We start from the raw sequence: 25,445 nt of genomic DNA, 5'->3' as shown, positions 1-25,445 counted from the left end.
CTGATTTGGCGCTGGGGGGGGCGATCCAACAGGTAAGGGGCAAGCGAGCCCCTCACCGTGCGCGGTGTCAGTTCTCCAGCGCTTGCGCGGCGGTGGCGTTCTGCGTCATTGCAAACAGCCCGCTGCGTAGGTCAGTGCCGCTTGGCTGTTGGTACAGGCTCAAACCGAATTCCGGCAGCACCGCCAGCAGGAAATCGAAGATATCCCCTTGAATCCGCTCGTAATCCGACCACGCCGTGGTGCGGGTGAAGCAGTAGATTTCCAGCGGCACGCCCTGGGCGGTGGTTTGCATCTGACGCACCATGCAGGTCATGTTCGGCTGGATGTCCGGGTGGCTTTTCAGGTAAGCCAGGGCATACGCGCGGAAGGTGCCGAGGTTGGTCATGCGCCGGCGATTGGCCGACAACTGCGCGCTTTGGCCCTGGGCTTCGTTCCAGGCCTTGAGTTCGGCCTGCTTGCGGCTGATGTAGTCGGTGAGCAGGTGGACCTGGGTCATGCGGACTTCTTCATCGTCGCGCAGGAAGCGCACGGCGCTGGCGTCGATGAACAGGCTGCGCTTGATCCGACGCCCGCCGGACGCCTGCATGCCGCGCCAGTTCTTGAACGACTCGGACATCAGGCGCCAAGTCGGAATCGAGACGATGGTCTTGTCGAAGTTCTGCACCTTGACCGTATGCAGGGTGATGTCCACCACGTCACCGTCCGCGCCGACCTGGGGCATTTCGATCCAGTCGCCCACCCGCAGCATGTCGTTGCTGGTCAACTGCACGCTGGCGACGAACGACAGCAGGGTGTCCTTGTACACCAACAAGATCACCGCCGACATCGCACCCAGGCCGGACAGCAGCAACAGTGGCGAGCGGTCGATCAGGGTGGCGACGATGATGATCGCGCCAAACACGAATAGCACCATCTTCGCCAACTGCACATAACCCTTGATCGAGCGGGTACGCGCGTGTTCGGTGCGCGCATAGATGTCGAGCAGGGCGTTGAGCAGCGCGCTCATGGCCAGCACCACGAACAGGATGGTGAACGCCAACGCCACGTTGCCGATGAACAGCGTTGCGGTCTTGCTCAGGTCCGGCACCAGGTGCAGGCCGAACTGGATCACCAGCGACGGGGTCATCTGCGCCAGGCGGTGGAAGACTTTGTTGTGGCGCAGGTCATTGAGCCAGTGCAGGGCCGGTTGCCGCCCGAGCAACTTGACCGCATGCAGGATGAGGTAACGCGCCGCCCGTCCGAGCAACAGGGCCACCACCAGCAGCACCAGCAAGCCCAGGCTGGAATGCAGCAGGGGATGTTCGTCGAGGGCGCTCCAAAGGTCTTTGACGTTGAGCCAGAGCTGTTTGATATCCATGGGTGAAACCGATTCTTCTGTAAGACAAGACCGGGCGATTAGAGCATTTAAGTGCCGCAACATTGGCGTTACGGACAAACGCCTTAACAAAAAAGCAGCTGATTAGCCCTGTTCGCGTAAAGAAACTCGGTTTGGACGCCCGAAACCGTTACCCTATGCAGCTGATATTTTGTAATTCTTCGAGGTAGCACCCGTGTTTTCCCAATTCGCCCTGCACGAACGCCTGCTCAAAGCCGTGGCCGAGCTTAAATTTGTCGAGCCTACGCCTGTGCAGGCAGCGGCCATCCCGCTCGCGCTCGAAGGGCGTGACCTGCGGGTGACGGCTCAAACCGGGAGTGGCAAGACGGCCGCTTTCGTCCTGCCGATTCTTAACCGCCTGATCGGCCCGGCTAAAGTCCGCGTCAGCATCAAGACCCTGATCCTGCTGCCGACCCGCGAGCTGGCCCAGCAGACCCTGAAAGAAGTCGAACGTTTTTCGCAGTTCACCTTCATCAAGTCCGGCCTGATCACTGGCGGCGAAGACTTCAAGGTCCAGGCCGCCATGCTGCGCAAGGTGCCGGACATCCTCATCGGCACCCCGGGCCGCATGATCGAGCAACTCAACGCCGGCAACCTCGACCTCAAGGAAGTCGAAGTGCTGGTGCTCGACGAAGCCGACCGCATGCTCGACATGGGCTTTGCCGATGACGTGCAGCGCCTGGTGGCTGAATGTGTGAATCGCCAGCAGACCATGCTGTTCTCCGCCACCACCGGCGGTTCGACCCTGCGCGACATGGTTGCCAAGGTCCTGAACAACCCCGAGCACCTGCAGGTCAACAACGTCAGCGACCTGAACGCGACCACGCGCCAGCAGATCATCACCGCTGACCATAACGTCCACAAAGAACAGATCCTCAACTGGCTGTTGGCCAACGAGACCTATCAGAAGGCCATCGTGTTCACCAACACCCGCGCTGCGGCCGATCGCATCTACGGCCGCCTGGTGGCGCAGGATTACAAAGCGTTCGTCCTGCACGGCGAGAAAGACCAGAAGGACCGCAAGCTGGCGATCGACCGCCTCAAGCAAGGCGGGGTGAAGATCCTGGTCGCCACCGACGTCGCCGCGCGCGGCCTGGATGTCGACGGCCTGGACATGGTCATCAACTTCGACATGCCCCGCAGCGGCGACGAATACGTCCACCGTATCGGCCGCACCGGGCGTGCCGGCAACGATGGCCTGGCGATCTCACTGATCTGCCACGGCGACTGGAACCTGATGTCGAGCATCGAGCGCTACCTCAAGCAGTCGTTCGAGCGCCGCACCATCAAGGAAGTCAAAGGCACCTACACCGGGCCGAAGAAGGTCAAGGCGTCGGGCAAGGCCGTGGGCGTGAAGAAGAAAAAAGTCGACGGCAAGGGTGACAAGAAGAAGGCCGGCGCCAAGTCGCCGACCAAGCGCAAGATCGCCAACCGGCCGAAGACCGACAACCTGTCGTTGGTCAGCAAGGACGGCATGGCGCCGCTCAAGCGCCGCAAGCCGGAAGCACCAGCTGCCGAGTAAGGCTGGGCCGCTACAAAAAAACCGGACGTTGTCCGGTTTTTTATTGCCTTCGGTTTTTGCATTGGTCGCAGCTTCTTTCCGCCCAGTTGAGGCGGCGAACGTCTGGAAAGTACACAGAAGTGACGCCTGTCCATTCGGCTGAACGGCCGCTGACGAGACGTGTCCCAACTCTGAACGGGCTGCTTTTCCTTTTGGCCCGCAGGAGGAATCAGGATGACGACTTACAACTGGGATCTGATCGAGCGTCTGCTGCATGAAGTGCAGAATGGCGAGGGCAGCTTTGCCCCGCGCAAATACGCCGAGGAGGAAGCCGCTGATAAGGCCACGGCGGGCGAGTCCACCGGCAATCTGGATGCGCTGAAAAAGACCGCTGCGGATTACGAAGCGCTGTTGTTCAAGCGCGGGTTTATCGAGTCGCGGCCAGAGGACGAGGGTGGCAGTGGTGAGAACTTTGTTCTGACGCCGCGAGGTGCCCAATTGCTGGCCTTGATCGACAGCTCAATACCGGGCAACGCTCACCCGCGTGAGGTGCTGGATGAGCAGGTGGATGCGCTGGAACCGGTGACGTTTGATGACGTGGCGTCCAAGGCGGCGATTGCCTGAAGGGCATGTGGGAGCAGTCTTGCTCCCACGTTCTAGTCTGCGGCGGCTTTGAGGCATTTGAGCGCCTTGAAATCGCTGCGCACGCCCGCGATTTTGTGCGTCAATTTCTGGCGTTGTTGTACGCTGCTTTGCGCCATTAGATCCACGATCAGGCTGCGCGCCGCTGTTTCCGTCTGGGCATCAGCCTCCCTGTATTCCGGGGTCCATGCACGTTCCCGGTCCACCAACAATTGTTGCATTTTCTGCGCAAAGTCAGGGTCGTGGCGTTGTTGCACGGCGTCGATGAACTGCGCCTGCCAGCGGGCGCGGTTGCCGATCCACTGTTGGTTCTGGTCACCCAGCTCCGCAGACCAGGCCGCCACGCGTTGCTGCTGGCTGGCGCTGAGCGGCCCGATCCACGTATCGAGGCGCTTGCTCATACGCTCGGCACGCGCCTGGATCTGTCGCGGCAGGGGCGGTTTCAGGTATTCGTCCTGGCGCTTGCGCAGGTCTTTGGCCAGGGCGTCGTTCATGTCCTTGACCTGCTGGTCGTCCAGCCCGCGCAGCAAGTGGACCGCCGACGGGGTGATCGCGCGTGCGATCTCGTTAACCGCCTGTTTGGCTTCGTCGGTACGGCTCTGCAAGGCGCTGTCGCTGACCTGATGGTTGTCGACCATCTGTTGCAGACGGTCGAGCCAGTCCAGATAGCCTGGCAACTGCGTGGTGCAATGCCAGGCCAGGTGTTGCTGGAGTGTGTCGTTGAACCAGCGCTTCTGCCCGGCGTTCATGTCCAGGTAATCATTGAGGGTCCACGGGATGATCACATCGAGATTGCGATAGGCCAAACCCACACGGTTGCAGCCGCCAAGCACCAGGCTCGCGATCACGAATACCAGCAGAAATGTGAGCCGATGCAACATGGGCAGGTCCTTGCGCAGAGGGGGTTGATGCATGTGAACCCGCGCTGGGTGCGACAGTTCAGCCCATCAATAAAACGTCCGCGCAGCCTTCAGGGTCAACAACCCATCGCATTGCGAATTGTGTCCGGAGTAGGCCGAGCAGTCGCCGCCATTGAGGCTGGAGTCGCTGTAGATCAGGTCAAGGTCAACGCCCATCCACGCCCTCGAGAATTGCACCGACCAGTCGCTGAAACTGCGGATCGAACCGCCGTCCACCGAGACCGGGCTGCCCAGTTGATGCGTGGTGTACTTCATGCTGACGCCGATGCCGAACGGTTGTGTACCGCCAAGGTCGGCGAACAGGGTGCTGTCCTGGCGGTCGGGGTCATTGCTGAAGGACGCGCCGAAGCGATTGCCCAGCAGGTTCAGGCCGCCATAGAACTCCTGGCTGTCGAGGGGGCTGAGCGAGGGGTAGCTGTAGTGGATCAGTCCCACTTCGTAGCCCAGCGTCTGGTCGAAGGGGTGTTTGAACCCCAGGTACGAGTCGATTTCAAGGTTGCTCGCCGAAGACAGGCCCATGTTCGGTGAGAACTGGCCGACGTACAGGCCGCTGTCGTGGCTCAGGTCGAGGCCGCCGTGGAAGGCGTCGCTGCCCGGCGAGGTCGGCTTGACCAGGCCCTGGGCCATGCTGCGGCTGGGCGTGGTGCCCAATTTCAGATCGAAGTCGCCCAATTCGCGCTGGAAAATTTGCGCTTCGGCCAGTGGGCTCGCGGCGAGGGCGCTGAGCAGGAAAATAATCGGTTTGAGCATGCTTCACTCCATGAAAAGCGAGGAGCAGTAACGGAAGAAATCAGGCGGATGCCCGTGCTAGACGCGTGCAAGCATACCGGCGAATGCCAGGCGCTGAGGCCCGTTCGTCGATTTTGTGGAGCAGGGGGTGAAGCAAGAGGGTGTTTCGGACTCTAGTCCTAGCGCCTTGCTGGCAAGACGCTTAGGGACCAGGTGTATTGCGCCGTCAGCTTACTTCTTGCCCAGGCTGATCTGCTTGGACGGGCCGAAAGTCTGGCCGCTCACGCCCTTGGCAATCTGCTGGATTTCGCCACCGGACTTGAGGAACGCAGCGATCTGGCTGTTGATCGACTCGCTGGTTTCGACGGCGGGAGCTGGCTTTGCTTTGCTATTGGATGCTTTTACGCGCATGGCGGCCACTAACCTGTAGAAAATTAACTTGGCCAGGCATAGTACAGGAAATGCTTGACAATTGCTTGGTAAATATCCTCTGGTATTTACTGTGATGGCCGAAACACGCAAAGTTTGTCGTCGAAATAAGCCCCTAACTTGCTGTTTTAACTCGAAACCACGCGGCCTGCCGGGCGCCGCAAGCGCTGCAAAATTCAGCCGACTGATCAGACGAGCGGGGCGCAGCCAGTAGAACGCCATGCGAGCCCGCGATTTTTCAGGCGCGCGCGCGTGCAGGGCGCAACTCGGGTAGAATGCCGCCCACGCAATGAGGGTATTGGAAATGGCTTTAGTCGGGCGCTACAACAGTTTGCAAGTGGTTAAACACACTAACTTTGGTTTGTACCTGGATGGTGCGCAAGACGGTGAAATCCTCTTGCCTAATCGGTATATCCCCAAAGATATTCCCAGTGAAGATGAAGACTGGCTTAACGTATTCATTTACTTGGACAGCGATGACAAACTTATCGCCACCACTGAAAAACCCAAAGTTCAAGTTGGCGAATTTGCCAGTTTGAAAGTCGTCGAAGTCAACAGCATTGGTGTTTTCCTCGATTGGGGTTTGCCCAAGGATCTGTTGCTGCCGTATTCGGAAGAAAAACGTCAATTGACCGCTGGCGAATATTGCGTGGTGCATGTCTATCTCGACAAACACACCAAGCGCATCACCGCCACCGCGCGTCTTGACCGCTACCTCGACACGACGCCCGCCAACTACGAGGTGGGCCAGGAAGTCGACCTGCTGGTGGCCGAGGCCACGGACATGGGCTTCAAGGCGATCATCAACAACAAGCACTGGGGCCTGATCCACAAGAACGAAGTGTTCAAGTTCCTGCGCCCGGGCAAGGAAGAGAAAGGCTTTATCAAGGAAATCCGCGCCGACGGCAATATCAGCCTGAGCCTGCAGCCGGTTGGCCAGGAAGCGGCCTCCAGCCTCAACTCGAAGATCCTCGCCAAGTTGCGTGAAAACAACGGCAGCTTGCCGGTCAGCGATAAAAGCGACCCGGCGGTGATCAGCAACTTGTTCGGCGTCAGCAAAGGCAACTTCAAGAAGGCCATTGGTGCGCTCTACAAGCAGGGCCAGATTGTGATTCACGCCGATCGCATTGAACTGAGCTGAGTGCGGTTTGCTCTTCTGTAGGCGCAAATCGCTCCTACAGAAGCTGTGCCGATGACCCGTAAATCCTTGTTCTGTCGGCCTACGGCGCAGATGACCTGAGCAACGTGGCCACATTCCTCAGCGCCGCCTAGTGCACAGTCAGGCACCTGTGTGCACAACGGGTGTGCAAGTGATTGTGTACAGGATTAAGGCGTGCACCGTTGCTGAGCGGTATACACCGATCTAACTCTCGATACATCCTTTGGCACCCCGCCCCGTGGGGATTGTGTGCCATTGGCACGCATTCTGCTGACTCTCTCGTATACAAACCGTGCCGCCTTCCGTATGCATCCCGTTACGGCAGCGCAGGCGGGTATTTCGAGGAGCCCAGCGATGACCGAACAATTGCCTAAAGGCTACAGCCCGCGCCTGTACAACCAGGACCTGGGCCCACTGCCGCAAAAGTGGACCTGGTACAACATCTTTGCCTTCTGGATGAGCGACGTCCACAGCGTCGGCGGTTACGTCTTCGCTGCCAGCCTGTTCGCCCTCGGGCTGGCCAGTTGGCAGGTGCTGATTGCATTGCTCGCGGGCATTTGCATCGTGCAATTGATCGCCAACCTGGTGGCCAAGCCGAGCCAGCAAGCGGCTGTACCGTACCCGGTGATCTGCCGACTGGCGTTTGGTGTGTTCGGTGCGAATATTCCGGCGGTGATACGTGGCTTGATCGCGGTGGCGTGGTACGGGATTCAGACGTATCTGGCGTCGAGTGCGCTGATCATCGTGGTGCTGCGCTTTTTCCCACAGATGGCCGTGTACGCAGAGCCGCACTTTGCGGGCCTGTCCTACCTGGGCTGGTTTGGTTTCCTCAGCTTGTGGGTGTTGCAGGCGGCCGTATTCTGGGCGGGCATGGAGTCTATCCGGCGCTTTATCGACTGGGCCGGGCCGGTGGTCTATGCGGTGATGTTCGCCCTGGCCGGCTGGATCGTGTGGAAGGCGGGTTGGGCGAATATCAGCTTTACCCTGGCGGAAAAATCCCTGTCGGGCTGGCAGGCTTTTGGCCAGGTGATCGTGGCGACGGCGTTGGTGGTGTCTTACTTCTCCGGACCGACGCTGAATTTCGGTGATTTCAGCCGCTACTGCCGCAGTATGCAGGACGTGCGTCGCGGTAATTTCTGGGGGCTGCCGGTGAATTTTCTGGCGTTCTCTTTGGTGACTGTGGTGATCGTCTCGGGCACCTTGCCGGTATTCGGCGAAATGCTCCACGATCCGATCGCCACCGTGTCGCGTATCGACAACAGCGTGGCCGTGTTGCTGGGCGCCTTTGCCTTTGTCACGGCCACGATCGGCATCAATATCGTCGCCAACTTCGTGTCCCCGGCGTTCGACTTCGCCAACATTGCGCCGAGCAAAATCAGTTGGCGCGCCGGCGGCATGATTGCTGCGGTGGCTTCAATCTTTATCACCCCGTGGAACCTGTTCAACAACCCGCTGATGATCCACTACACCCTGGACATACTCGCCGCGTTTATCGGGCCGTTGTTCGGGATTCTGCTGGTGGACTTCTACCTGATCAAAAAACAGCAGATCGACGTGGACGCGCTGTTCGACGACAGCCCGAGCGGGCGCTACTACTTCGACGGTGGCGTGAACTGGACGGCGGTCAAGGCTCTGGTGCCGGCGACGCTGGTGGGCGTCGCGATCACTTTCACCCCGGCATTGCAGGGCATGGCCAACTTCGCCTGGTTTACCGGCTGTTTCCTGGGTGGGCTGTTTTTGCTGGTGCTCGCTCGACGCGAACAAGCTCGCGTGCCAACGCCGGTGATTGCTGGCTGACCGTCGTAGTGGGGCGCAGCAACCCCGCGCCCGCCAATAACAGCCCGCAACCGGCAATTACCAGCGCCGGTTGCAGGCCGTCGCTCAGGTGATTGCTCACCGATGCGAGCAACGGGCCGCTCAGTTGACCGATGGCAAAGCAGGCAGTCAGCACCCCGGTACTGCGCTGATAGCCGTGAGGCGCCACCTCCCGCAAGCGCGCCATCACCAACTGCATACACGCCAGAAAAGGCCCGCCGCACAGCAACACGCCCAGCGCCAGGCCCCAGCCGTTGCCGAGCAAGCAGGCAAACACGCCCGCCGCTTGCAGCCATAAGGTTGTCATCAGCCAGCGACGGGTTGTGTTCGCGGCCTTGCGGCGCAGGCTCGCCACGACCACGCCGAGCGCAGCCGCCAGGCCAAAGCATGGCCAGAACAGGTCTGCCTGCCAGGCGCCCTTGAACTGCGCGCTGGCCATCTGTGACAGAAAGGTCGCCGGAATGATGTAGCCAAGGCCGAACAGAAAATAAATCCAGCCCAGGTGCGCGATGCTCGCATTGCTGTCCGCGCCGCTGATGGGCGCGTCAGTGAGGCTCGGTCGAGGCAGGAAAGGCAGGATCGCCAACAGCATCAGCAGCGCCACCCCGCCATAGACCAGCCACAGTGTTGCGGAGCTTTGCCGTAGCAGGTTCGAGCCTAGCGCCAGCAGGCCGGTCAACAGAATCCCCAGGCCCGGCCCGGCAAACACCAGGGCGCCCAAGCGTGGCCGCCCGGCGGCAATCGCCAGCGGTTGGCTGAGGCTGGTGATCATCACCAGTGCCCAGGCGCTGGCCACGCCGGTGCCGAAGCGCAACAACAGGTGCGGCCAGAACCCATGGGCCCAGTACGACGCCAGGGTCAGCAGCACGCACAACCACAACCCGCCGTACAAACGGGCGCGCACATGGCGATGGCTGCGGGCAAAAGTTGAATCCACCGCACCGACGAAGTAGCCCAGGTAGTTGGCGGCAGCGATCAGCCCGGCACCTGTCAGGTCGATCTGTCCTTCGCTCAGCAAATGCGGCATTTGCGGGGTGAGGGCGAAGCGGCCAATGCCCATGGCCATCATCAGGGCGATAAAGCTGGCGAGGAGGCGAGTCAACGGCGACATGTGCAAGGTTTCCTGCGGGAAAGCGAATGACGTGCAGGCTAAGGTGGATTGATGTTCTGTAAAATTGAATAATAGTGATCAACTTGTTCAGTTTTGGAGAAAGGTATGGAGTTCAGTCAATTGCGCATTTTCCAGGCCGTGGCGGAAGAGGGCTCCATCACCCGCGCTGCCGAGCGTTTGCACCGCGTGCCGTCGAACCTGTCGACCCGGCTCAAGCAGATGGAGGAACAACTGGGCGTCGAGTTGTTCGTCCGTGAACGTCAACGCCTGCAGCTTTCCCCGGCGGGCAAAGTGTTGCTGGACTACAGCACCCGTCTGCTGGCGCTGCACGACGAAGCCCACGGTGCCGTGCAAGGCGGACAACCGGCCGGCGACTTTGTGCTGGGCAGCATGTACAGCACCGCCGCGATTCACTTACCGAAACTGTTGGCGCGCTACCACAAGGCGTATCCGCTGGTGAATTTGCAGGTGCAGTCGGCGCCCAGCGGGGAGCTGCTGGAAGGCTTGATCACCGGGCGTCTTGACGCTGCGCTGGTCGACGGCCCGCTGACCCTCGCGACGCTGGACGGTGTGCCCTTGTGCGACGAAAAGCTGGTGCTGATTTGCGAAGCCGACCACCCACCGGTACACGGTCCCCAGGATGTGGCCGGCCGTGCGGTGTTCACCTTCCGACGCAGTTGTTCCTATCGCCGGCGTTTGGAGACGTGGTTTTCCCACGAGCGCGTGGCCATGGGCCGCGCCATTGAGATCGAGTCTTATCAGGGCATGCTCGCCTGTGTGATCGCCGGTTCCGGCGTGGCCCTGATGTCCGAATCCATGCTCGACAGCCTGCCAGGCAAGGACAGTGTGTCCGTTCATCCCCTATCTGGGCCTTTTGCCACTGCGACCACCTGGCTGATGTGGCGAAAGGGTATGCTCGGCGCTAATCTCAACGCATGGATCGAACTGCAGCGCGAAGGTCAGGCAGAGTCGCCGCAAGATGCCTGTGCGATTGCCTGAACGATCCGTCGGCATTTGAATCAATTCAGTAATAGTTCGTTGTGGTTTCGTTGAAGCAATACGTAGGAGTTAGGGCTACTATCTGTAGGAAGAGGCGAACGAATTCCCGCCGACCGGCACTACCCTCAAAGGGGGCAATCATGAAAGAGAAAATCCAAAACTGGCTCCACGACCTTGGCGTTGCGCTGGGTCTGATCGAGCCCCCGCTGCAGCCGGTGCCCATTCGCACGGATGATGAGCAGCGTCGTCCACGTCGGCGGTAAACCGCAGCCGCTGGAATGCCGCAGAATTAATGTAGGCGCGGGCTTGTGTAGGAGCGAGCAAACCCGCCCCCACCCTGTCTTGTACGCCACGCAAAAAAAACGGGTGCGACATCCGACGTCGCACCCGCTGAAGAAAACGTGATAGGCCAGGTGTTTGTTCAGGCCGCCCGAGCTGGCACCGTTTCAGGCCGGCGCGACAACAGGCTCACCCCGACAAAACTCACCAACGCCACCGCCAGGCTGTAGTAGATCGGCGTGTTCGCGTCCAAGCCATCCTTGAACATGAACACCAACGCGGTCACAAAGCCCAGGGTCATGGACGTAATCGCCCCTGAGGTCGTCGCGCGCTTCCAGAAAATCGCCCCGATCAGCGGGATCAGCATGCCCCCCACCAACAGGTTGTAAGCCAGGGTCAGGGCGCTGATCACATCGTTCACCACCAGGGCGATGCCCAGTACCGCGATACCAGTCAGCATCGTGAACAGGCGGTTGATGTTCAGGCTCGACTGCTTGCCGCCGCGCAAACGTGGCAGCAGGTCCTCGGTCAACACGGTGGACGCCGCCAGCAAGCCGGCGCTGGCCGTCGACATCATCGCCGCCAACGCTGCCGCAATCACCAACCCACGAATCCCATCGGGCAGCGACATTTTAACGATCGCGGCAAACGCGTTGTTGACGTTATCCAGATCGGGGATCAGCACATGGGCCGCCATGCCGATCAACGCACAGGCCAGGCCGTAGAGAATGCAGTAGAAACCGGCGAAGGTGCCTGCGTACTGGGCGACTTTTTCGTCACGGGCGGTGAACACCCGTTGCCAGATGTCCTGGCCGATCAGGATGCCGAAAAAGTAGATCATGAAGTAGGTGATGATCGTGTCCCAGCCGATCGCGGTGAAGCTGAAGCTCGACGCCGGCAGCTTGGTCACCAGTTCGTCCCAGCCGCCGACACGGTACAGGCAGATCGGCAGCAGGATAAACATCAGGCCGACGGTCTTGATCACGAACTGCACGATGTCGGTCAGGGTCAGCGACCACATGCCGCCGATGGTCGAGTACACCACCACCACGCCACCGCCGAGCAGCACCGAAATCCAGAAGGGCAGGCCGAACAGCACCTGCAGCACGGTGCCGATGGCCAGGATCGAGGTCACGCCGATCATCAGCGCGTAGGCCAGCATGATCACCGCACTCGCCTGGCGGGCCATGGGGTTGTAGCGTTTTTCCAGGACCTGGGTGACGGTGAAGATTTTCAGCTTCAGCAACGGTTTGGCCAGGAACAGGTTCAGCGCAATGATCCCCATGCCCAGCGCTGCGCACAGCCAGAAGCCGGAGATGCCGTGCACATAACCCAGGCGCACGGTGCCGACGGTGGACGCACCGCCCAATACCGTGGCGGCCATGGTGCCCATGTACAGCGACGGGCCGAGATTGCGCCCGGCGACCAGGTAGTCTTCGTGGGTTCTGGCGCGGCGCATGCCGTAATAGCCGAGCACGAGCATGCCGGCGGCGTAGAGGAGTACGACGAATAAATCCAAAGCCATGATGGCGGGTCTCCGATTATCTTTTTTATGGAAATCAGGCGGCTTTTTGCAGCGCCGGTTCAGCGCGCACGTCCGTGCGTTCGCTGCGCGGATCGGTAGGGCCGTACACGGCAGCCGGTTCCGGGAACAGGCGCAGCAAGCTCAGGTACACCACCGAGGCCAGCCCCAAGGTCACCGGCAGGCTGATATCGATGCCCTCGGCGAGGTTGCCCAATGGCCCGACAAACTGCCCCGGCAGGTTGACGAAGCACAGCCCCACCAACGCGCTCGGAATCCAGGCCCCCAGGCCGCGCCAGTTCCAGCCGTGGCTGAACCAGTAGCGCCCGCCGCGTTCGCCGCGGGTAAATACTTGGAGGTCGTCCGGGCAGTAGAAGCCGCGACGCACGATCAGACCGATGATCATCATCACCATCCACGGGGTGGTGCAGGTGATGATCAGCACCGCGAAGGTCGACACGCTTTGCACCAGGTTGGCGGCGAAACGTCCGATGAAGATGAAGGCAATCGACATCAGCCCGATCAGCAACGTGGCCTTGACCCGCGACAGCAGACGCGGGAACACGCTGGACATGTCCAACCCCGTGCCATACAGCGACGTGGTGCCGGTGGACATGCCGCCGATCACCGCGATCAGGCACACCGGCAGGAAGAACCAGCTCGGCGCCACCGCCAGCAGACCGCCGACGTAGTTGTTGGCCGCGATGTAGTCCGGTGCCTTGACCGCGACGATGGTCGCGGTGGCCAGGCCAAACAAGAACGGGATCAAGGTGGCGATCTGTGCCGCGACCACTGCGAGCATGATGCGAATTTTCGGCGTTTCACGCGGGATGTAGCGCGACCAGTCACCGAGAAACGCGCCGAAGGAGATCGGGTTACTCATCGCCACCAGCGCCGCGCCGATAAACGCGGCCCAGAAGCCGCTCTGGCCGAGGGCCACGCTGCCGGCGAAGTGGCTGTCGAAGGTCGGCGCGAACGCGAAGATCCCCAACAGAAACAGCAGGCTCGCCGCCCATACCGCGATGCGGTTGACCCACAGCATGAAGCGAAAGCCGTAGATGCACACCGTCAGCACCAGAATGGCAAACACGCCGTAGGCCAGGCCCAGGGTCAGGTCGGTTTCCGGCAGGCCGATCAGCCGCTTCGCACCGCCGACCAGTGCATCGCCCGAACTCCACACCGACAGTGAGAAGAAGGCAATCGCCGTCAGCAATGACAGAAACGAGCCGACAATCCGCCCATGCACACCGAAGTGCGCCCCGGACGACACGGCATTATTGGTGCCATTGATCGGCCCGAACAGGCCCATGGGCGCCAGGATCAGCGCACCCACCAGCACGCCCAGCACAATCGCCCAGACACCGGCCTGGAACGACAGGCCGAACAGCACCGGAAAGGCGCCCAGCACCGCCGTGGCAAAGGTATTGGCGCCGCCGAAGATCAGGCGAAACAGATCCTTGGGCCCGGCGCTACGTTCGTGGTCCGGGATCTGTTCGACCCCGTTGGTTTCTATCTTGCGAATACTGTTTTCGTTGTTTTTATTATTCATGATCAGCTCCGATCACATTGGCTAATGGGGCGGCAGCCCTTCCGGCATAGCGGACAAATGTTCGTGACAGGCCAGCCACAGGCCTTGTTTTTGTTGTACGTCTAACCCTTGCCGTGTGAAGACAATGGTCTCGCGTTCCTGGCTATTGAATTGCTCCCCGTTCATGCGCAGCTCGGTGGCCACGTCATGCATAAAAATCGCCACATCACCCTGCAGGCTGACAACGGCGTTGCTCGAGACGCAGGACAGCACCTCGAACCCCTCGTCCCGGCGCCAGCTGTCCCACAACGCCTGGTAGGCATCGCGACTGAGCAGCGGCTGGGGCAGGGTGTAGAACACGAAGCTGGCGTCGGCGCTGAATGCGCCGAAGTAAGCCTCGCGGTCGTTGCGTGCGAAGGCCGACACTAGGTCGGCCGCCGCTTTCAACACCTCATGGGTGCTCATCAGCGGTGCACCACACCGGGCAGTACGCAAAGCATTTCGTACAGCAGGTTGGCGCCCAGCAGCGAGGTGTTGCCGGTGGTGTCGTAAGGCGGCGAAACTTCTACCAGGTCGCAACCAATCAGGTCGAGGCCTTGGCAGCCGCGGATGATTTCGATCGCCTGGATGGTGGTCAGCCCGCCGATTTCCGGGGTGCCGGTGCCGGGCGCCCAGGCGGGGTCGATACCGTCGATATCAAAACTCAGGTACACCGGGCCACCCCCGACTTTTTCGCGTACTTCGGCCATCAACGGCGCGAGGGAGTGGTGCCAGCATTCTTCGGCCTGCACCACGCGAAAGCCCTGCTTGCGGCTCCAGTTGAAGTCTTCGGCGGTGTAGCCCTGGGCGCGCAGGCCGATCTGTACCACGCGGTCGCAATCGAGCAAGCCTTCTTCCACCGCACGGCGGAAGGTGGTGCCATGGGCGATTTTCTCGCCGAACATATGGTCGTTGACGTCGGCATGGGCATCGATGTGTACCAGCCCGACCTTGCCGTGTTTCTTGTGGATCGCCCGCAGGATCGGCAGGGTGATGGTGTGGTCGCCGCCCAGGGTCATGGGGATCACGTTGTGCTCGAGGATCTCGTCGTAGGCTTCTTCAATGATGCGCACGGCGTCGAGCAGGTTGAAGGTGTTGATCGCCACGTCGCCGATGTCGGCCACCGACAGCGAGTCGAACGGTGCGGCACCGGTGGCCATGTTGTACGGGCGGATCATCACCGATTCGGCGCGGATTTCCCGCGGGCCGAAGCGGGTGCCGGCGCGCAGCGAGGTGCCGATGTCCAGCGGCACGCCGATAAAGGCCGCGTCCAGGCCCTTGGCCGATTGCAAATGGGGAAGACGCATCATGGTGGCGATGCCGGCGAAGCGCGGCATTTCGTTGCCGCCCAGTGGTTGGTGGAAAATCTTGTCCACGGGATTGCCTCATCGTGTTGTGTTTATTAGTGGCCGATTCTGCGAAAAGCCCGGGGTAGGAAGAATCGCTAGGGGTAAATACTTAGTTCAGATTTTTCTAAACTAATGCCGGCAGGTAGACTGCTGCGATCACCTCCCCGGAGCCGACCATGGCCAACGCCTTGCCCGACCTGAAACTCCTGCGCATCTTCGTCAGCGTCGTGCGCCACCAGGGGTTCGCCAATGCGCAGCACGAACTCAACCTCTCGACCTCGGCGATCAGCACCTATATGAGCCAGCTCGAATCGGCGTTGGGCCTGGTGCTGTGCCATCGCGGCCGGGGCGGGTTCAGCCTGACCAGCAAGGGCGAGCTGTTCCATCAGGAAACCCTGCGGCTACTGGGCGAACTCGAAGGCTTCGAGCAATACGCCGCCGCGCTCAAAGGCGAACTGCGTGGCACGCTCAAGCTCGGCGTGCTCGATTCCACCGTCAGCGACAAGGCCCTGCCGTTCGCCGAGGTGATCGGCGCCTACAGCCTGGAACACCCGGCGGTGCACCTGCATTTGTCGGTGCTGAGCCCTTACGAACTGCAACTGGGCGTGCAGGACAACCGCCTGGACCTGGCCATCGGCGCGTTTTCCAACCGCATGAGCGGGCTGATCTACATGCCGCTGTACCGCGAGCAGCACTGGTTGTATTGCAGCACCCGGCACCCGCTGTTCAATGAGCGGCGCATCCCTGAACAGGTGATCACCCAACAACGCATGGTCGGACGCGGCTACTGGAGCCAGGCGGAGTTGGCACGCCATGGCTTCAAGCACAGCGCCGCCACCGTGGAAAGTATGGAGGCGCAACTGATCCTGGTGTTGTCCGGCGCCTACATCGGCTACCTGCCCGAGCACTACGCCCAGGCGTGGGCCGACAAGGGCGACCTGCGGGTGCTGCTGCCGGCGACCTTCGGCTACCAGGCGCCGTTCTCGATGATCATGCGCCGTGGCCGTAGCCGTGAACCGCTGATCCAGACCTTTCGCGACTTGCTCAAAACCCAGCTCAACCAGGCCTGAAAAACCATGTCCAGACCCCAATGCTCCCGTTGCCTGCGGCCCGCCAGCCATTGCCTGTGCGCGCTGATCCCCAGCCTCGACAGCCGCACCCGCGTGTTACTGCTGCAGCACCCGAGCGAGGTCAACCATGCGCTCAATACCGCGCGGCTGGCGGCGTTGGGCTTGAAGAATGCGCAGTTGGTGGTGGGCGAGGTATTCGATGATCTGCCGAGCTTGTTGAACCCGCCTGGTTATCAGGCGCGCCTGTTGTTTCCCGCTGACGATGCCCAACCGCTGCAGGCGTATGGGCCGGGTGACGAGCCGGTGTTGCTGGTGGTCCCCGACGGCACCTGGCGCAAGGCGCGCAAGCTGTTGCACCTCAACCCGCTGCTGGCGGCGCTGCCCAGGGTGACGCTGGCCGCGGGCGCCGTCTCGCGCTACCGCCTGCGCAAGGCGCCGGGCCCCGGTGCGTTGTCGACGGTGGAGGCGATTGTGCAGGCGTTGCAGGTGCTGGAGGCGCCGACATCGTTCGAGCCGTTGCTCAACCCCTTCGATGCGTTGATCGAGGGCCAGATCGCGGCGATGGGGCCGGCGGTTTTCGACAAGAACCACAGCTGATCCATGGCGCTACATAGCTACCTGAGATGCTGACGGCGAGGCGCTAGGCTGAGCTTTTCAGGAGCGACACCATGGGCGAGCCGATTAACCCCGCGCCGCAGAACGAACTGACCGATTTTATCGCGCAGCAGCGCGCGCCCTTGATGGCTGGCCCGGAGTGGTCGGCCTTGCAAGCCCTGGATGCCTTGAGAACCGAGTTCGACGGCCTTCTGGGCGTGCTAAACCTCGCAGAACAACGCGAGTACGTGAGCCTGCAAAGGGCCTGGATCGATGCCCAGCACACCCTGGAGCGCGACATTCGCCAATTCACCGTTGCGTTCGAAGAACACGCCATGGCGTCGTTGCGCAGTGAATTGAAAGCCCTGACCGGCCAGGACATCGACCCTACGGTCGCGAAGATCCATACCCGTTACCTCAAGCCGTCCGGTCGAGTCCGGCGCGAATTTAAAGGCGATGAGATCCTGGTCTCGCACGTGACCCTATGGGACGCCGCCTGTATGAACTATGACGGCCTGACCGGTTGGAGCTACCCCGGCCGCACCGGCCTGGCCGATGCCAGTTACCTCGACCAGGGCGTCAATGCGACCGCCAGCGATTTCATTGCGCTGGTGCGCCGGCTCGATCTCGGCGGGCAACTGCGCGACCATCTCGACCAGGCGCTGCAGGCCAACGCTTCGCTGGGCAGCGGCATCATGCGGTTAGCCAATGCCGAGTTTGCGTTTGCCCTCATCGACGCCTTGAGGGACACCAAAGCCAGCCGCGTCGACCGGGACAAATACCAGCAGGTGAAACGTGCGTTGGCGGGAGAGGCGCGCTGGGAGCACGTAGAGGAAATGCTGTTGTTCGTGCCCCATGGGACGGACAACGTCAGTTGGCTGCCACAATCGATCGGCTTTGTCGGGCAGTACGTCGGCAAGCCTCCCGGCGACAGCTTGAGCATTCCCCACATCGTGTTTTCCGTCAGCGGTTGCAAGGGGGCCTTCAGTTTTATCCCGAATCGCCCCGGCGGGTCCCTGCGTCATCACGACAGCCATCGGGAAGCCTGCGAGGTGTTTCATGCGCAGTTTCATTCGGCCTACCGCGAGGGGCAGACCGGTTGGCTGTACCAGATCATGTGTCTGAGTGACTGTGCGCGGCTCAAGCAAATCGCCCAGACCGCGCAGCCGCGTCGCGACCTTGAGGGCCTGGAAAAGCTGGTCGACTGGCTGGCCCGAGCGATTCCGAAAGTCGATATCGTCGACAAGGTCGGCTATGTGCGCAACGCCGTGCAAAAGGTCCCGCCGGTGAGCTTGAACGATTTCTATCTCAAGCGCAGTCGCGCCAATCTGCAAGAACTGGCCCACCAGACGCCCGGGTTTATGTCCACGATGCTTGAGCTGTTCCAGACCCTCATCAGTGAAATTCTCGATGTGCTGTTGATCCCGGTGCCGGGGGCGTTGAAAGGGTTGGGGCGGGTAAGGGCCTTTGCGATGTTCGTGGCGATGGAGCAAGCGCTGGTCGAAGGTGGGCAGCGGGCGCTGCTGGGGGAGCCGGTCGAGTTGGTCCAGGGGTTTGCCGACCTTGCCGATTTGCTGATCAGTGGCCGATTGCATACTCGTTTGGCGCGCAGCGTGCAGCGTCGCCATCAGCACTTGTATCAACGCTTGTCCCGGCAGCACAGTGCAGGGCCCGAGCATCGGCAGCTGACGAGCCCGCAGGTGCTCGAAAGAATGCTCGGCAGTCAGGACGTACCGCTACGGGACATTGAGGTTGTCCTCGAAACGAGCGCTACCTCGGCGCAGACCTTGAGCCAGGTATGGGAGGGCGCGCCCGCGTCGGCGTCCCTGGTCGACGCGGTGCATCGGTTGCGCGCCGACCGGCTGATCGATTGGGTGGCCACGGCCGACCCCGAACGCCCCGCGCCGATCGACGCGCTGGACGTCATGGCGCCGCTGCTCACCCAACTGCAGGGTTGGCCGGTGGAGACCTGCTTGAGCATTGAAAACCATCAGGGCCTGGAGGTGCGTCGCTACAGCAAACAGGCAACGCGCGCGACAACCGCGGTGGTCACGCTGACCGCGCTGGAAAACCATGCGTTCGCCTATGCCACGCCGCGCCGCTTCACCGCCCATCCGGCACAGGCTATCGTGGCGTTGTTGCCGACGCTTGTTTCAGGGGGCGTGCAGGTGCTGTGCCAGCAATTGGCGACTAAAGCCAGGGCCTTGAGGATCGACCTGTTTGACGCGCTCACGCGGTTTGCCCAGACCCGGCGTGCTGACGCAGCGGGCGCGAGTGCGTCGGTGCTCAGCTTGTTGCCCGACCGTGTCAACCTCGATCAGCCCGTACCGGCGGTGATTGCCCAACTACGGACCTTGCACCCCGAATTGAGCCTGGCGCGGCTGCTGGAGGTGTTGCGCGAACACCCGTTATCGGCGCATCAGCAGACCCAATTGCTGCAGTCGCAACTGCAACCCGAGGCGCTTTACGACGCATTGCGCGCCGCGCGCCAGGTGGCGCGCCGCGAAGCCATCGTCGATGGTCTGTTTCATCCGCGCCGGTATGCCCGGCAAACCCAGGACTGGGCCGCGCATTTCGCCCACAGCGTGCTGCGCGACGGCAGCGCCCAGGCGTTGCTGGTCAGCCCGGCCACGCGAGCGGTGCCCTATGTTTCGCAGGGGGCGCAAGACCGCAGCGTGGTGGTCATTGATCAGGACCAAGGACGATTTTCACCGTATTACCACCGTGAGTCGCGCACCGGCGCCATGCTGAGCGGCGCCAACGCTTTCTATCTGGCGATCATGCGCCAGTTGTCCGACGATGAGCAGCGTCGACTCGGGTTGGATGCGCAGCACCGCGTCGCCGATTTTCGCAATCAGGTCGCTCGCGCCCTGTTGCGCCATCGTGCGCCGGACGGCTCGTTTTATCCCGACCGGCGCGACATCGCGCACTACGTCAGTCACGTCGATACGGCCCATATCGCCGCAGAGCCCGATGCCCTTGGCCTTTACCGTCAGGGGACGGAGCGCTACCTGCGGCTGGACGATGCCTATTTCAAGGTGGCGGAGCAGCCATGGCGCATCGTACACCCGTCCCTGAACGATGCGTATTCCCCGTTGTTGAGCCACAACGGCGCCGGCGCCTGGCGGCATGAATGGGAAAACCCGCTGACGTGGGACGGGCACAAGGCGTTCCAGCGTCTTGGCCCGTTTGCCCGCGCGTTGCCGGCGGATGCCATCGAGCAGATTCAGCGGATCAGCGGGGTGACAGCGGACATCCTGCGCCGGATACATACAGGCAATGAACGCCCGCCGGTGGCCGTGCTGGAAACCCTTGAGCGGTTCACGCTTCATCAACGGGTCAGCAGCGGCGTGGACGCGGGGCGGGACTTTTTCGACAGGGTGCTCGGTGAGGTCGGCAACGAAAGCGCCGAGGCGTTGGTGGGGCAGGCGGGGGGCAGCCGTGTCGAGCAAGTCGCGCTGATCGAGGCCAAGGTGGCGCGCGACCGGCCCCACATGGAGCGCCTGTTTTTCAAGGCGCTGAGCCCAAAACAGGCGCCATCGAGCGATCCGTTGGCGCAGGTGCTGCAGCGCGATTTTCCCAGTTTGACGGCGGCACTGGCCGAAGAACTGGTGCGCGACATCACCGCGCAGGAGCGCCTCAGCCTGCAGGCCGGCCGCATCCCCTTGAGCCTGATGTCGGCCGTGCGTTGGCGGGTGAGTGCGGCGCGCAAGATCAGGGCGCTGCAGGGATTGTATCTGCCGGCTGCAGCAAGTGAAGAGACCTCAAGACTGATCCTGCATACATTGCCGGACATCGACGGATGGCCGAGCCACCTGCGGGTCGAGGTGTGGGAGCGCGGTCGCCTGATCGATAGGATCGGCCCGGTCGACGCTGCGCTCAGACGGATATTGGAACCGGTCGACGTGGATTATCAGGCCTACATTCTTCTCGCGAACGGTGAGCGGCAACCGACGGGGCGTCCTGGGGCGTTCCTGGCTGTGCTGCTGGACGCATTACCGTCGATTGAACGTGACGCCCTGCACTACACCCACGATGCGCTGCGCCAGGAGATCGAACAGCGTTCGCAACACACGCTCAGCCGGTTCGACCCACAGCGACGCCCCTGGTACATCCCGCCGCAGCGCCTGGCGGATGGGCGCGTGGGTTACCCGCTGAGCGGCGGTGAGCATTGGGGACCGGTGGACCGTGAACAGGTCGCCCGGCTGCGGCAGTTGTTTCCAACGAAAACCGATGAGCAGGCCTTCGAGCTGCTCAATAACCTGAGTGATTCCGTTCAGGAGCGGGAAGCCTCGATCAACTTCATGTTCAAAGAGCGCGCCGTCTTGAATGACAACCTTGACCGATGGTGCCTGCTGGGGAAGCCCGAGCACTTGTCCGCACAACGTGAGGCGGCTGCGCGCATTCGGCGTTGCTGGGCTAAAGAAGACTCCATTCGCGGGGTACCGTATGAACTCGTCCTGGATGACTTGGCATTGAGTGACTTGCCGACGCTGGGCGCCTATTTCGGCCATGTCGAAGTGTTGAGCCTGAAAAATAATCGGCTGCAGGCCATTCCCGCGAATTTCCTCAGGTGTTTCCCGCAAGTGCGCTGGGCTTTTTTCAATGGCAATCATCTGCAGCGCTTTCCCGTCGGGTTGACACAGCTGGGCTATTTATCGCTGCTCAACCTCTCGAACAATCAGCTCAGGTTTCGACTGGGGGACGTGGAGCGGCTCGCGGACATGACCAGCCTGGTCAAGCTGGATTTATCGGTAAACCCATTGCGGCAGGGGCAACGCTTGAAGCTGCATCAGTTGAAGAAGTTGCGTGTGCTTAACCTGCGCAATACGCAAATTGAAAGCCTGCCCCTTGGCGCCACCAGCTTGCGATCGCTGGAGCGCTTTGATTTGCGTGACAATCGAATATCGGTCTTGACCAGCCTCGATTTGTTTATTTTCCCGAACGTCTATCGCGCGATGAATTTGCAAGGTAACCCGCTTTCACAGGGCTCCTTGCAAGTGATACGCCGCTACCGTGAGGTCCCAGGCCAATCGGATATCGATTTTGGCCTGGACACCCAGCCCACAGCGGCCCCCGCGGGCTCCGACAGATGGTTGGTGGTGCTGCCTTTCGATGAGGTTCCCCGCTATAAAGAACTCTGGAAACAACTGCAGAAACGCCAGATGGCGGAAGATTTTTTTGCGCTGCTGGAACGTATCGCTGCCTATCCTCCGCTCGTCGCTCCCGGCTTTCGGGCACTACGGAACGATCTGACGTACCGTGTGTGGCAGTTGATCGAGAGTGCGATCCATAACGAGCAACTGGCCGTGATCCTGTTTCAGCACCGCTTCGAGCTCAATCGCGGGGTGGATGGCTGGCTGTTATCATTCAACGCGCTGGAGCTTAAGTTCCTACCGATCGAACTGCTCGCCCGCGACGCGGACGGGGATGCCGCGCCACTCCTGAACTATTTTCGAGCGATGCGCCGGTTCCGGATCATTGATGTGATTGTGGAGCGTTCCCACGTCGCTCCAGAGCCAGAGGCGCAGAGCAGCATTATTCTTGCCTGCCGCATCGCGTTGGCGTACAGCCTGGATTTACCCCTGGGATTCGACGAGCGTTTGGCCAGGACAATGCCAGGCCCCAACGCAGACTTCATCGCCACGACGCACGGCTTCATCGTGGCCGCCGAGGCGGATGTCGACTGGCCGGCTTTATTCGCGCAAGAGGACTACTGGAGGCAATTTCTCATGCGTAAATACCACGCGCGGTTCGACGCGCAACTTGGGCGTTACGATCGAGAAATGGAGCGTGCGCAGGAGGGCGTCGAAAGCGGGGAGATGAGCGAAGGCGCGTATCTGCGGCGGGTGCGTCAGATTCAAGTCATGAGGACACGCGACGAGGAGCAATTGATTGATCAACTGACACGCGAGGAATGGACCCGCTTCGTGACCGGCTGATTGCGTGCTTATGCCTTTAAGCCATAAGCACCGCACTTTGCGTGATATGGCGCGCCAGGCTTTCCCGGTATGATGTTCGCCCCCGCAGTCTGGATTGCGAATACGCCATGACCTTGCAGTACCCTACAATCGCCGATTGCGTCGGCAACACGCCCCTGGTCCGCTTGCAACGCATGGCGGGTGAAACCAGCAATACCCTGTTGCTCAAGCTCGAAGGGAACAACCCGGCCGGTTCCGTGAAGGACCGTCCGGCGCTGTCGATGATCACCCGCGCCGAGCTGCGCGGGCAGATCAAGCCCGGCGACACCCTGATCGAAGCCACCTCCGGTAACACCGGGATCGCCCTGGCCATGGCTGCGGCGATCAAGGGTTACAAGATGGTGCTGATCATGCCCGACAATGGCAGTGCCGAGCGCAAGGCCGCGATGACCGCCTACGGTGCCGAATTGGTCCTGGTCACCCAGGAAGAAGGCATGGAAGGCGCCCGCGACCTCGCCGAGCGCATGGCCGCCGAAGGCCGTGGCCAGGTGCTGGACCAGTTCGCCAACGGCGACAACCCCGAGGCGCACTACACCACCACCGGCCCGGAAATCTGGCGCCAGACCCAGGGCACGATTACCCATTTCGTCAGCTCCATGGGCACCACCGGCACCATCATGGGCAACTCGCGCTACCTCAAGGAGCAGAACCCGGCGATCCAGATCGTCGGCCTGCAACCAATGGAAGGCGCGTCGATCCCCGGGATTCGTCGCTGGCCTGAAGAGTATTTGCCGAAGATCTACAACGCCACGCGTGTGGATCGCATCATCGACATGGCCCAGCGTGAAGCCGAAGACACCACGCGCCGCCTGGCGCGTGAAGAAGGCATCTTCTGCGGCGTGTCCTCCGGCGGCGCCGTGGCCGGCATGTTGCGATTGTCCAAGGAAGTGGAAAACGCAGTGATCGTCGCGATCATCTGTGACCGTGGCGACCGTTACTTGTCGACCGGCATTTTCGACGAACCCAACTGATGGCCAAGCACGAGAGAGGCCTGCGCTTCCAGCCGACGGGCGGCAGCCGTACCCCACAGATTCCGGTGGGCAAGAAGCAACGCCTGACCATCGAGCGCCTGGCCAATGACGGTCGAGGCATCGTGTTCTTCGAAGGCCGCACCTGGTTCGTCAACGGTGCGCTGGCCGGCGAAGAGGTGGAAGCACGGGTGTTGGGCGCCCACGGCAAAGTGGTCGAGGCGCGCACCGAGCGGGTGTTCAAGGCCAGCGAGCTGCGCCGCCCGGCACCGTGCGCGCACTTCGGCCGTTGCGGCGGTTGCAGCGTGCAGCACCTGCCCCATGCTGAACAACTTGCCCTGAAACAGCGCATGCTCGCCGAGCAGTTATCGCGTGTGGCGGGGGTCGAACCGCAAGCGTGGGCCGCGCCGTTGAGCGGGCCGGAGTTTGGCTATCGGCGTCGCGCCCGTGTGGCCGTGCGCTGGGATGCCAAGGCCAAGAAACTGGAAGTCGGTTTCCGCGCCGTGGCCAGCCAGGACATCGTCGCCATCGACGATTGCCCGGTGCTGGTACAGGCCTTGCAACCGATCATGCAGCGCTTGCCCGGCATGCTGCGCCGCCTGAGCAAACCGCAGGCATTGGGGCATGTGGAGCTGTTCAGCGGGTCGTCCATCGCCGTATTGTTGCGGCATATGGCGCCGTTGTCGGACGCCGACCTGCAGATCCTCAACGAATTTTGCGCCTTCCATGAGGCCCAGTTGTGGCTGCATGGCGAGGGCCAGCCGGAGCCGGTCGCGCCTGACCAGGCCCTCGGTTATCGGTTGGAACAGTGGGATCTGGAACTGGCGTATCGGCCGGGCGATTTTGTCCAGGTCAACGCCGGGGTCAACGCGGCGATGGTCGCCCAGGCCCTCGAATGGCTGGCGCCGCAAGCCGATGAGCGGGTGCTGGACCTGTTTTGCGGCCTGGGCAACTTCGCGCTGCCACTCGCTCGCCAGGTGCGTGAAGTGGTGGCGGTGGAAGGTGTACAGACCATGGTCGAGCGCGCGGGGCTCAATGCCATCAGCAATAATTTGCATAATGTGCAGTTTTTTCAGGCCGATTTAACCCAGTCGTTGACTGACGCGGAATGGGCCAAACAGGGCTTTTCTGCGGTACTCTTGGACCCACCCCGCGATGGTGCCCTGGAGGTTGTGCGCAAGCTCGCCACTCTGGGAGCCAAGCGCCTGGTGTACGTGTCCTGCAACCCGGCAACGCTGGCGCGGGACACGGTTGAGCTGGTCAAGCAGGGCTACCGGCTAAAACGTGCCGGGATTCTCGACATGTTTCCGCAAACTGCGCATGTTGAGGCGATGGCGTTATTTGAAGCGGGCTAGGATGCCCGTTTAATCCGACTGGCCTGCATTCTCCTGGGCCGTGATCTGCCTGGGAGTGTGTGAGCTTTAGTGATAAAGCA

20 protein-coding genes are annotated in these 25,445 nt (G+C 61.5%); 11 read left to right on the top strand and 9 right to left on the bottom strand.

Going from position 1 to position 25,445, the window contains the following annotated elements:
• Positions 1 to 67: 67 nt before the first annotated feature.
• Positions 68 to 1,357 carry a mechanosensitive ion channel family protein gene (locus U5A08_RS21565; RefSeq protein WP_321848506.1) on the bottom strand — a complete coding sequence of 430 codons (1,290 nt, stop codon included), beginning with the start codon at positions 1,355 to 1,357 and terminating at the stop codon, positions 68 to 70.
• Between the two features lie 193 nt (positions 1,358 to 1,550).
• On the opposite strand from U5A08_RS21565, the gene U5A08_RS21560 reads away from it, so the two are divergent.
• Complete coding sequence (locus U5A08_RS21560) at positions 1,551 to 2,897, top strand: DEAD/DEAH box helicase (protein ID WP_017845291.1); 1,347 nt, start codon at positions 1,551 to 1,553, stop codon at positions 2,895 to 2,897.
• A gap of 213 nt (positions 2,898 to 3,110) precedes the next feature.
• Positions 3,111 to 3,500 (top strand): transcriptional regulator, encoded by a 390-nt coding sequence (locus U5A08_RS21555; RefSeq protein WP_253397807.1) that lies wholly within the window; start codon positions 3,111 to 3,113, stop codon positions 3,498 to 3,500.
• Positions 3,501 to 3,532: 32 nt separating this feature from the next.
• Here the strand turns inward: U5A08_RS21555 and U5A08_RS21550 are convergent, their stop codons facing one another.
• From U5A08_RS21550 to U5A08_RS21540, 3 genes are all read right to left on the bottom strand, one after another.
• Positions 3,533 to 4,399: a DUF6279 family lipoprotein gene (locus U5A08_RS21550; protein WP_321848503.1), complete on the bottom strand. Its 867-nt coding sequence runs from the start codon at positions 4,397 to 4,399 to the stop codon at positions 3,533 to 3,535.
• A 66-nt stretch (positions 4,400 to 4,465) separates the two neighbouring features.
• Positions 4,466 to 5,188 (bottom strand): TorF family putative porin, encoded by a 723-nt coding sequence (locus U5A08_RS21545; protein ID WP_253397803.1) that lies wholly within the window; start codon positions 5,186 to 5,188, stop codon positions 4,466 to 4,468.
• Between the two features lie 210 nt (positions 5,189 to 5,398).
• Positions 5,399 to 5,578, bottom strand: a complete 180-nt coding sequence (locus tag U5A08_RS21540; RefSeq protein WP_003193095.1) for a PFL_1563 family small protein — start codon at positions 5,576 to 5,578, stop codon at positions 5,399 to 5,401.
• Positions 5,579 to 5,900: 322 nt separating this feature from the next.
• Between U5A08_RS21540 and U5A08_RS21535 the strand changes: the two genes are divergently transcribed.
• Both U5A08_RS21535 and U5A08_RS21530 read left to right on the top strand, forming a co-directional pair.
• Positions 5,901 to 6,737 carry a CvfB family protein gene (locus U5A08_RS21535; RefSeq protein WP_321848499.1) on the top strand — a complete coding sequence of 279 codons (837 nt, stop codon included), beginning with the start codon at positions 5,901 to 5,903 and terminating at the stop codon, positions 6,735 to 6,737.
• Between the two features lie 372 nt (positions 6,738 to 7,109).
• Entirely contained in the window at positions 7,110 to 8,552 is a 1,443-nt protein-coding gene (locus U5A08_RS21530) for an NCS1 family nucleobase:cation symporter-1 (RefSeq protein ID WP_321848497.1), read from the top strand.
• Here U5A08_RS21530 and U5A08_RS21525 read toward each other — a convergent pair.
• On the bottom strand, positions 8,464 to 9,681 hold the full coding sequence (locus tag U5A08_RS21525; protein ID WP_321848496.1) for a YbfB/YjiJ family MFS transporter: 1,218 nt from the start codon (positions 9,679 to 9,681) through the stop codon (positions 8,464 to 8,466). The genes U5A08_RS21530 and U5A08_RS21525 overlap by 89 nt on opposite strands.
• Before the next feature lie 105 nt (positions 9,682 to 9,786).
• Here U5A08_RS21525 and ptrR point away from each other — a divergent pair, with 105 nt between their 5' ends.
• A complete protein-coding gene (ptrR, locus tag U5A08_RS21520) occupies positions 9,787 to 10,680 on the top strand; it encodes a putrescine utilization regulator PtrR (RefSeq protein ID WP_253397796.1) in 894 nt (297 codons plus the stop codon).
• A 140-nt stretch (positions 10,681 to 10,820) separates the two neighbouring features.
• The gene (locus U5A08_RS21515) at positions 10,821 to 10,943 is read left to right on the top strand and encodes a PA1414 family protein (protein WP_003193089.1); all 123 of its coding nucleotides are present in this window, start codon (positions 10,821 to 10,823) and stop codon (positions 10,941 to 10,943) included.
• 158 nt (positions 10,944 to 11,101) lie between these two features.
• On the opposite strand, the gene U5A08_RS21510 is transcribed toward U5A08_RS21515, so the two are convergent.
• From U5A08_RS21510 to speB, 4 genes are read right to left on the bottom strand one after another with little or no spacing between them, the layout of a single operon-like run.
• On the bottom strand, positions 11,102 to 12,484 hold the full coding sequence (locus U5A08_RS21510) for a sodium:solute symporter family protein (protein WP_321848491.1): 1,383 nt from the start codon (positions 12,482 to 12,484) through the stop codon (positions 11,102 to 11,104).
• Between the two features lie 34 nt (positions 12,485 to 12,518).
• The gene (locus U5A08_RS21505) at positions 12,519 to 14,030 is read right to left on the bottom strand and encodes a purine-cytosine permease family protein (RefSeq protein WP_321848489.1); all 1,512 of its coding nucleotides are present in this window, start codon (positions 14,028 to 14,030) and stop codon (positions 12,519 to 12,521) included.
• A gap of 21 nt (positions 14,031 to 14,051) precedes the next feature.
• Entirely contained in the window at positions 14,052 to 14,474 is a 423-nt protein-coding gene (locus U5A08_RS21500; RefSeq protein ID WP_321848487.1) for a YybH family protein, read from the bottom strand.
• Positions 14,474 to 15,424 carry an agmatinase gene (gene speB / locus U5A08_RS21495; protein ID WP_253397789.1) on the bottom strand — a complete coding sequence of 317 codons (951 nt, stop codon included), beginning with the start codon at positions 15,422 to 15,424 and terminating at the stop codon, positions 14,474 to 14,476. The genes U5A08_RS21500 and speB overlap by 1 nt, the downstream gene beginning before the upstream one ends.
• Positions 15,425 to 15,573: 149 nt before the next feature.
• Between speB and U5A08_RS21490 the strand changes: the two genes are divergently transcribed.
• The 5 genes from U5A08_RS21490 to rlmD all read left to right on the top strand — a co-directional run bounded on the left by U5A08_RS21490 (position 15,574) and on the right by rlmD (position 25,365).
• Positions 15,574 to 16,467 (top strand): LysR family transcriptional regulator, encoded by an 894-nt coding sequence (locus tag U5A08_RS21490; protein WP_017845303.1) that lies wholly within the window; start codon positions 15,574 to 15,576, stop codon positions 16,465 to 16,467.
• Between the two features lie 6 nt (positions 16,468 to 16,473).
• Positions 16,474 to 17,064: a tRNA-uridine aminocarboxypropyltransferase gene (locus U5A08_RS21485; protein WP_321848486.1), complete on the top strand. Its 591-nt coding sequence runs from the start codon at positions 16,474 to 16,476 to the stop codon at positions 17,062 to 17,064.
• A gap of 71 nt (positions 17,065 to 17,135) precedes the next feature.
• Positions 17,136 to 23,003 carry an NEL-type E3 ubiquitin ligase domain-containing protein gene (locus U5A08_RS21480; protein ID WP_321848484.1) on the top strand — a complete coding sequence of 1,956 codons (5,868 nt, stop codon included), beginning with the start codon at positions 17,136 to 17,138 and terminating at the stop codon, positions 23,001 to 23,003.
• Positions 23,004 to 23,110: 107 nt separating this feature from the next.
• Positions 23,111 to 24,013: a cysteine synthase CysM gene (gene cysM, locus U5A08_RS21475; RefSeq protein ID WP_253397781.1), complete on the top strand. Its 903-nt coding sequence runs from the start codon at positions 23,111 to 23,113 to the stop codon at positions 24,011 to 24,013.
• The gene (gene rlmD / locus U5A08_RS21470) at positions 24,013 to 25,365 is read left to right on the top strand and encodes a 23S rRNA (uracil(1939)-C(5))-methyltransferase RlmD (RefSeq protein WP_253397779.1); all 1,353 of its coding nucleotides are present in this window, start codon (positions 24,013 to 24,015) and stop codon (positions 25,363 to 25,365) included. Before cysM ends, rlmD begins: the two co-directional genes overlap by 1 nt.
• The last annotated feature ends 80 nt before the right edge of the window (positions 25,366 to 25,445 follow it).

The organism is Pseudomonas paraveronii (assembly GCF_963681955.1).
GTDB lineage: Bacteria > Pseudomonadota > Gammaproteobacteria > Pseudomonadales > Pseudomonadaceae > Aquipseudomonas > Aquipseudomonas paraveronii.
This window is presented reverse-complemented; position numbering and strand designations above follow the sequence as displayed.

Excerpts from the sequence above, each read along its gene's own strand:
- U5A08_RS21565 (WP_321848506.1), bottom strand. The coding sequence starts at position 1,357 with ATGGATATCAAACAGCTCTGGCTCAACGTCAAAGACCTTTGGAGCGCC.
- U5A08_RS21555 (WP_253397807.1), top strand. The coding sequence starts at position 3,111 with ATGACGACTTACAACTGGGATCTGATCGAGCGTCTGCTGCATGAAGTG.
- U5A08_RS21550 (WP_321848503.1), bottom strand. The coding sequence starts at position 4,399 with ATGTTGCATCGGCTCACATTTCTGCTGGTATTCGTGATCGCGAGCCTG.
- U5A08_RS21545 (WP_253397803.1), bottom strand. The coding sequence starts at position 5,188 with ATGCTCAAACCGATTATTTTCCTGCTCAGCGCCCTCGCCGCGAGCCCA.
- U5A08_RS21540 (WP_003193095.1), bottom strand. The coding sequence starts at position 5,578 with ATGCGCGTAAAAGCATCCAATAGCAAAGCAAAGCCAGCTCCCGCCGTC.
- U5A08_RS21535 (WP_321848499.1), top strand. The coding sequence starts at position 5,901 with ATGGCTTTAGTCGGGCGCTACAACAGTTTGCAAGTGGTTAAACACACT.
- U5A08_RS21530 (WP_321848497.1), top strand. The coding sequence starts at position 7,110 with ATGACCGAACAATTGCCTAAAGGCTACAGCCCGCGCCTGTACAACCAG.
- U5A08_RS21525 (WP_321848496.1), bottom strand. The coding sequence starts at position 9,681 with ATGTCGCCGTTGACTCGCCTCCTCGCCAGCTTTATCGCCCTGATGATG.
- ptrR (WP_253397796.1), top strand. The coding sequence starts at position 9,787 with ATGGAGTTCAGTCAATTGCGCATTTTCCAGGCCGTGGCGGAAGAGGGC.
- U5A08_RS21515 (WP_003193089.1), top strand. The coding sequence starts at position 10,821 with ATGAAAGAGAAAATCCAAAACTGGCTCCACGACCTTGGCGTTGCGCTG.
- U5A08_RS21510 (WP_321848491.1), bottom strand. The coding sequence starts at position 12,484 with ATGGCTTTGGATTTATTCGTCGTACTCCTCTACGCCGCCGGCATGCTC.
- U5A08_RS21505 (WP_321848489.1), bottom strand. The coding sequence starts at position 14,030 with ATGAATAATAAAAACAACGAAAACAGTATTCGCAAGATAGAAACCAAC.
- U5A08_RS21500 (WP_321848487.1), bottom strand. The coding sequence starts at position 14,474 with ATGAGCACCCATGAGGTGTTGAAAGCGGCGGCCGACCTAGTGTCGGCC.
- U5A08_RS21490 (WP_017845303.1), top strand. The coding sequence starts at position 15,574 with ATGGCCAACGCCTTGCCCGACCTGAAACTCCTGCGCATCTTCGTCAGC.
- U5A08_RS21485 (WP_321848486.1), top strand. The coding sequence starts at position 16,474 with ATGTCCAGACCCCAATGCTCCCGTTGCCTGCGGCCCGCCAGCCATTGC.
- U5A08_RS21480 (WP_321848484.1), top strand. The coding sequence starts at position 17,136 with ATGGGCGAGCCGATTAACCCCGCGCCGCAGAACGAACTGACCGATTTT.
- cysM (WP_253397781.1), top strand. The coding sequence starts at position 23,111 with ATGACCTTGCAGTACCCTACAATCGCCGATTGCGTCGGCAACACGCCC.
- rlmD (WP_253397779.1), top strand. The coding sequence starts at position 24,013 with ATGGCCAAGCACGAGAGAGGCCTGCGCTTCCAGCCGACGGGCGGCAGC.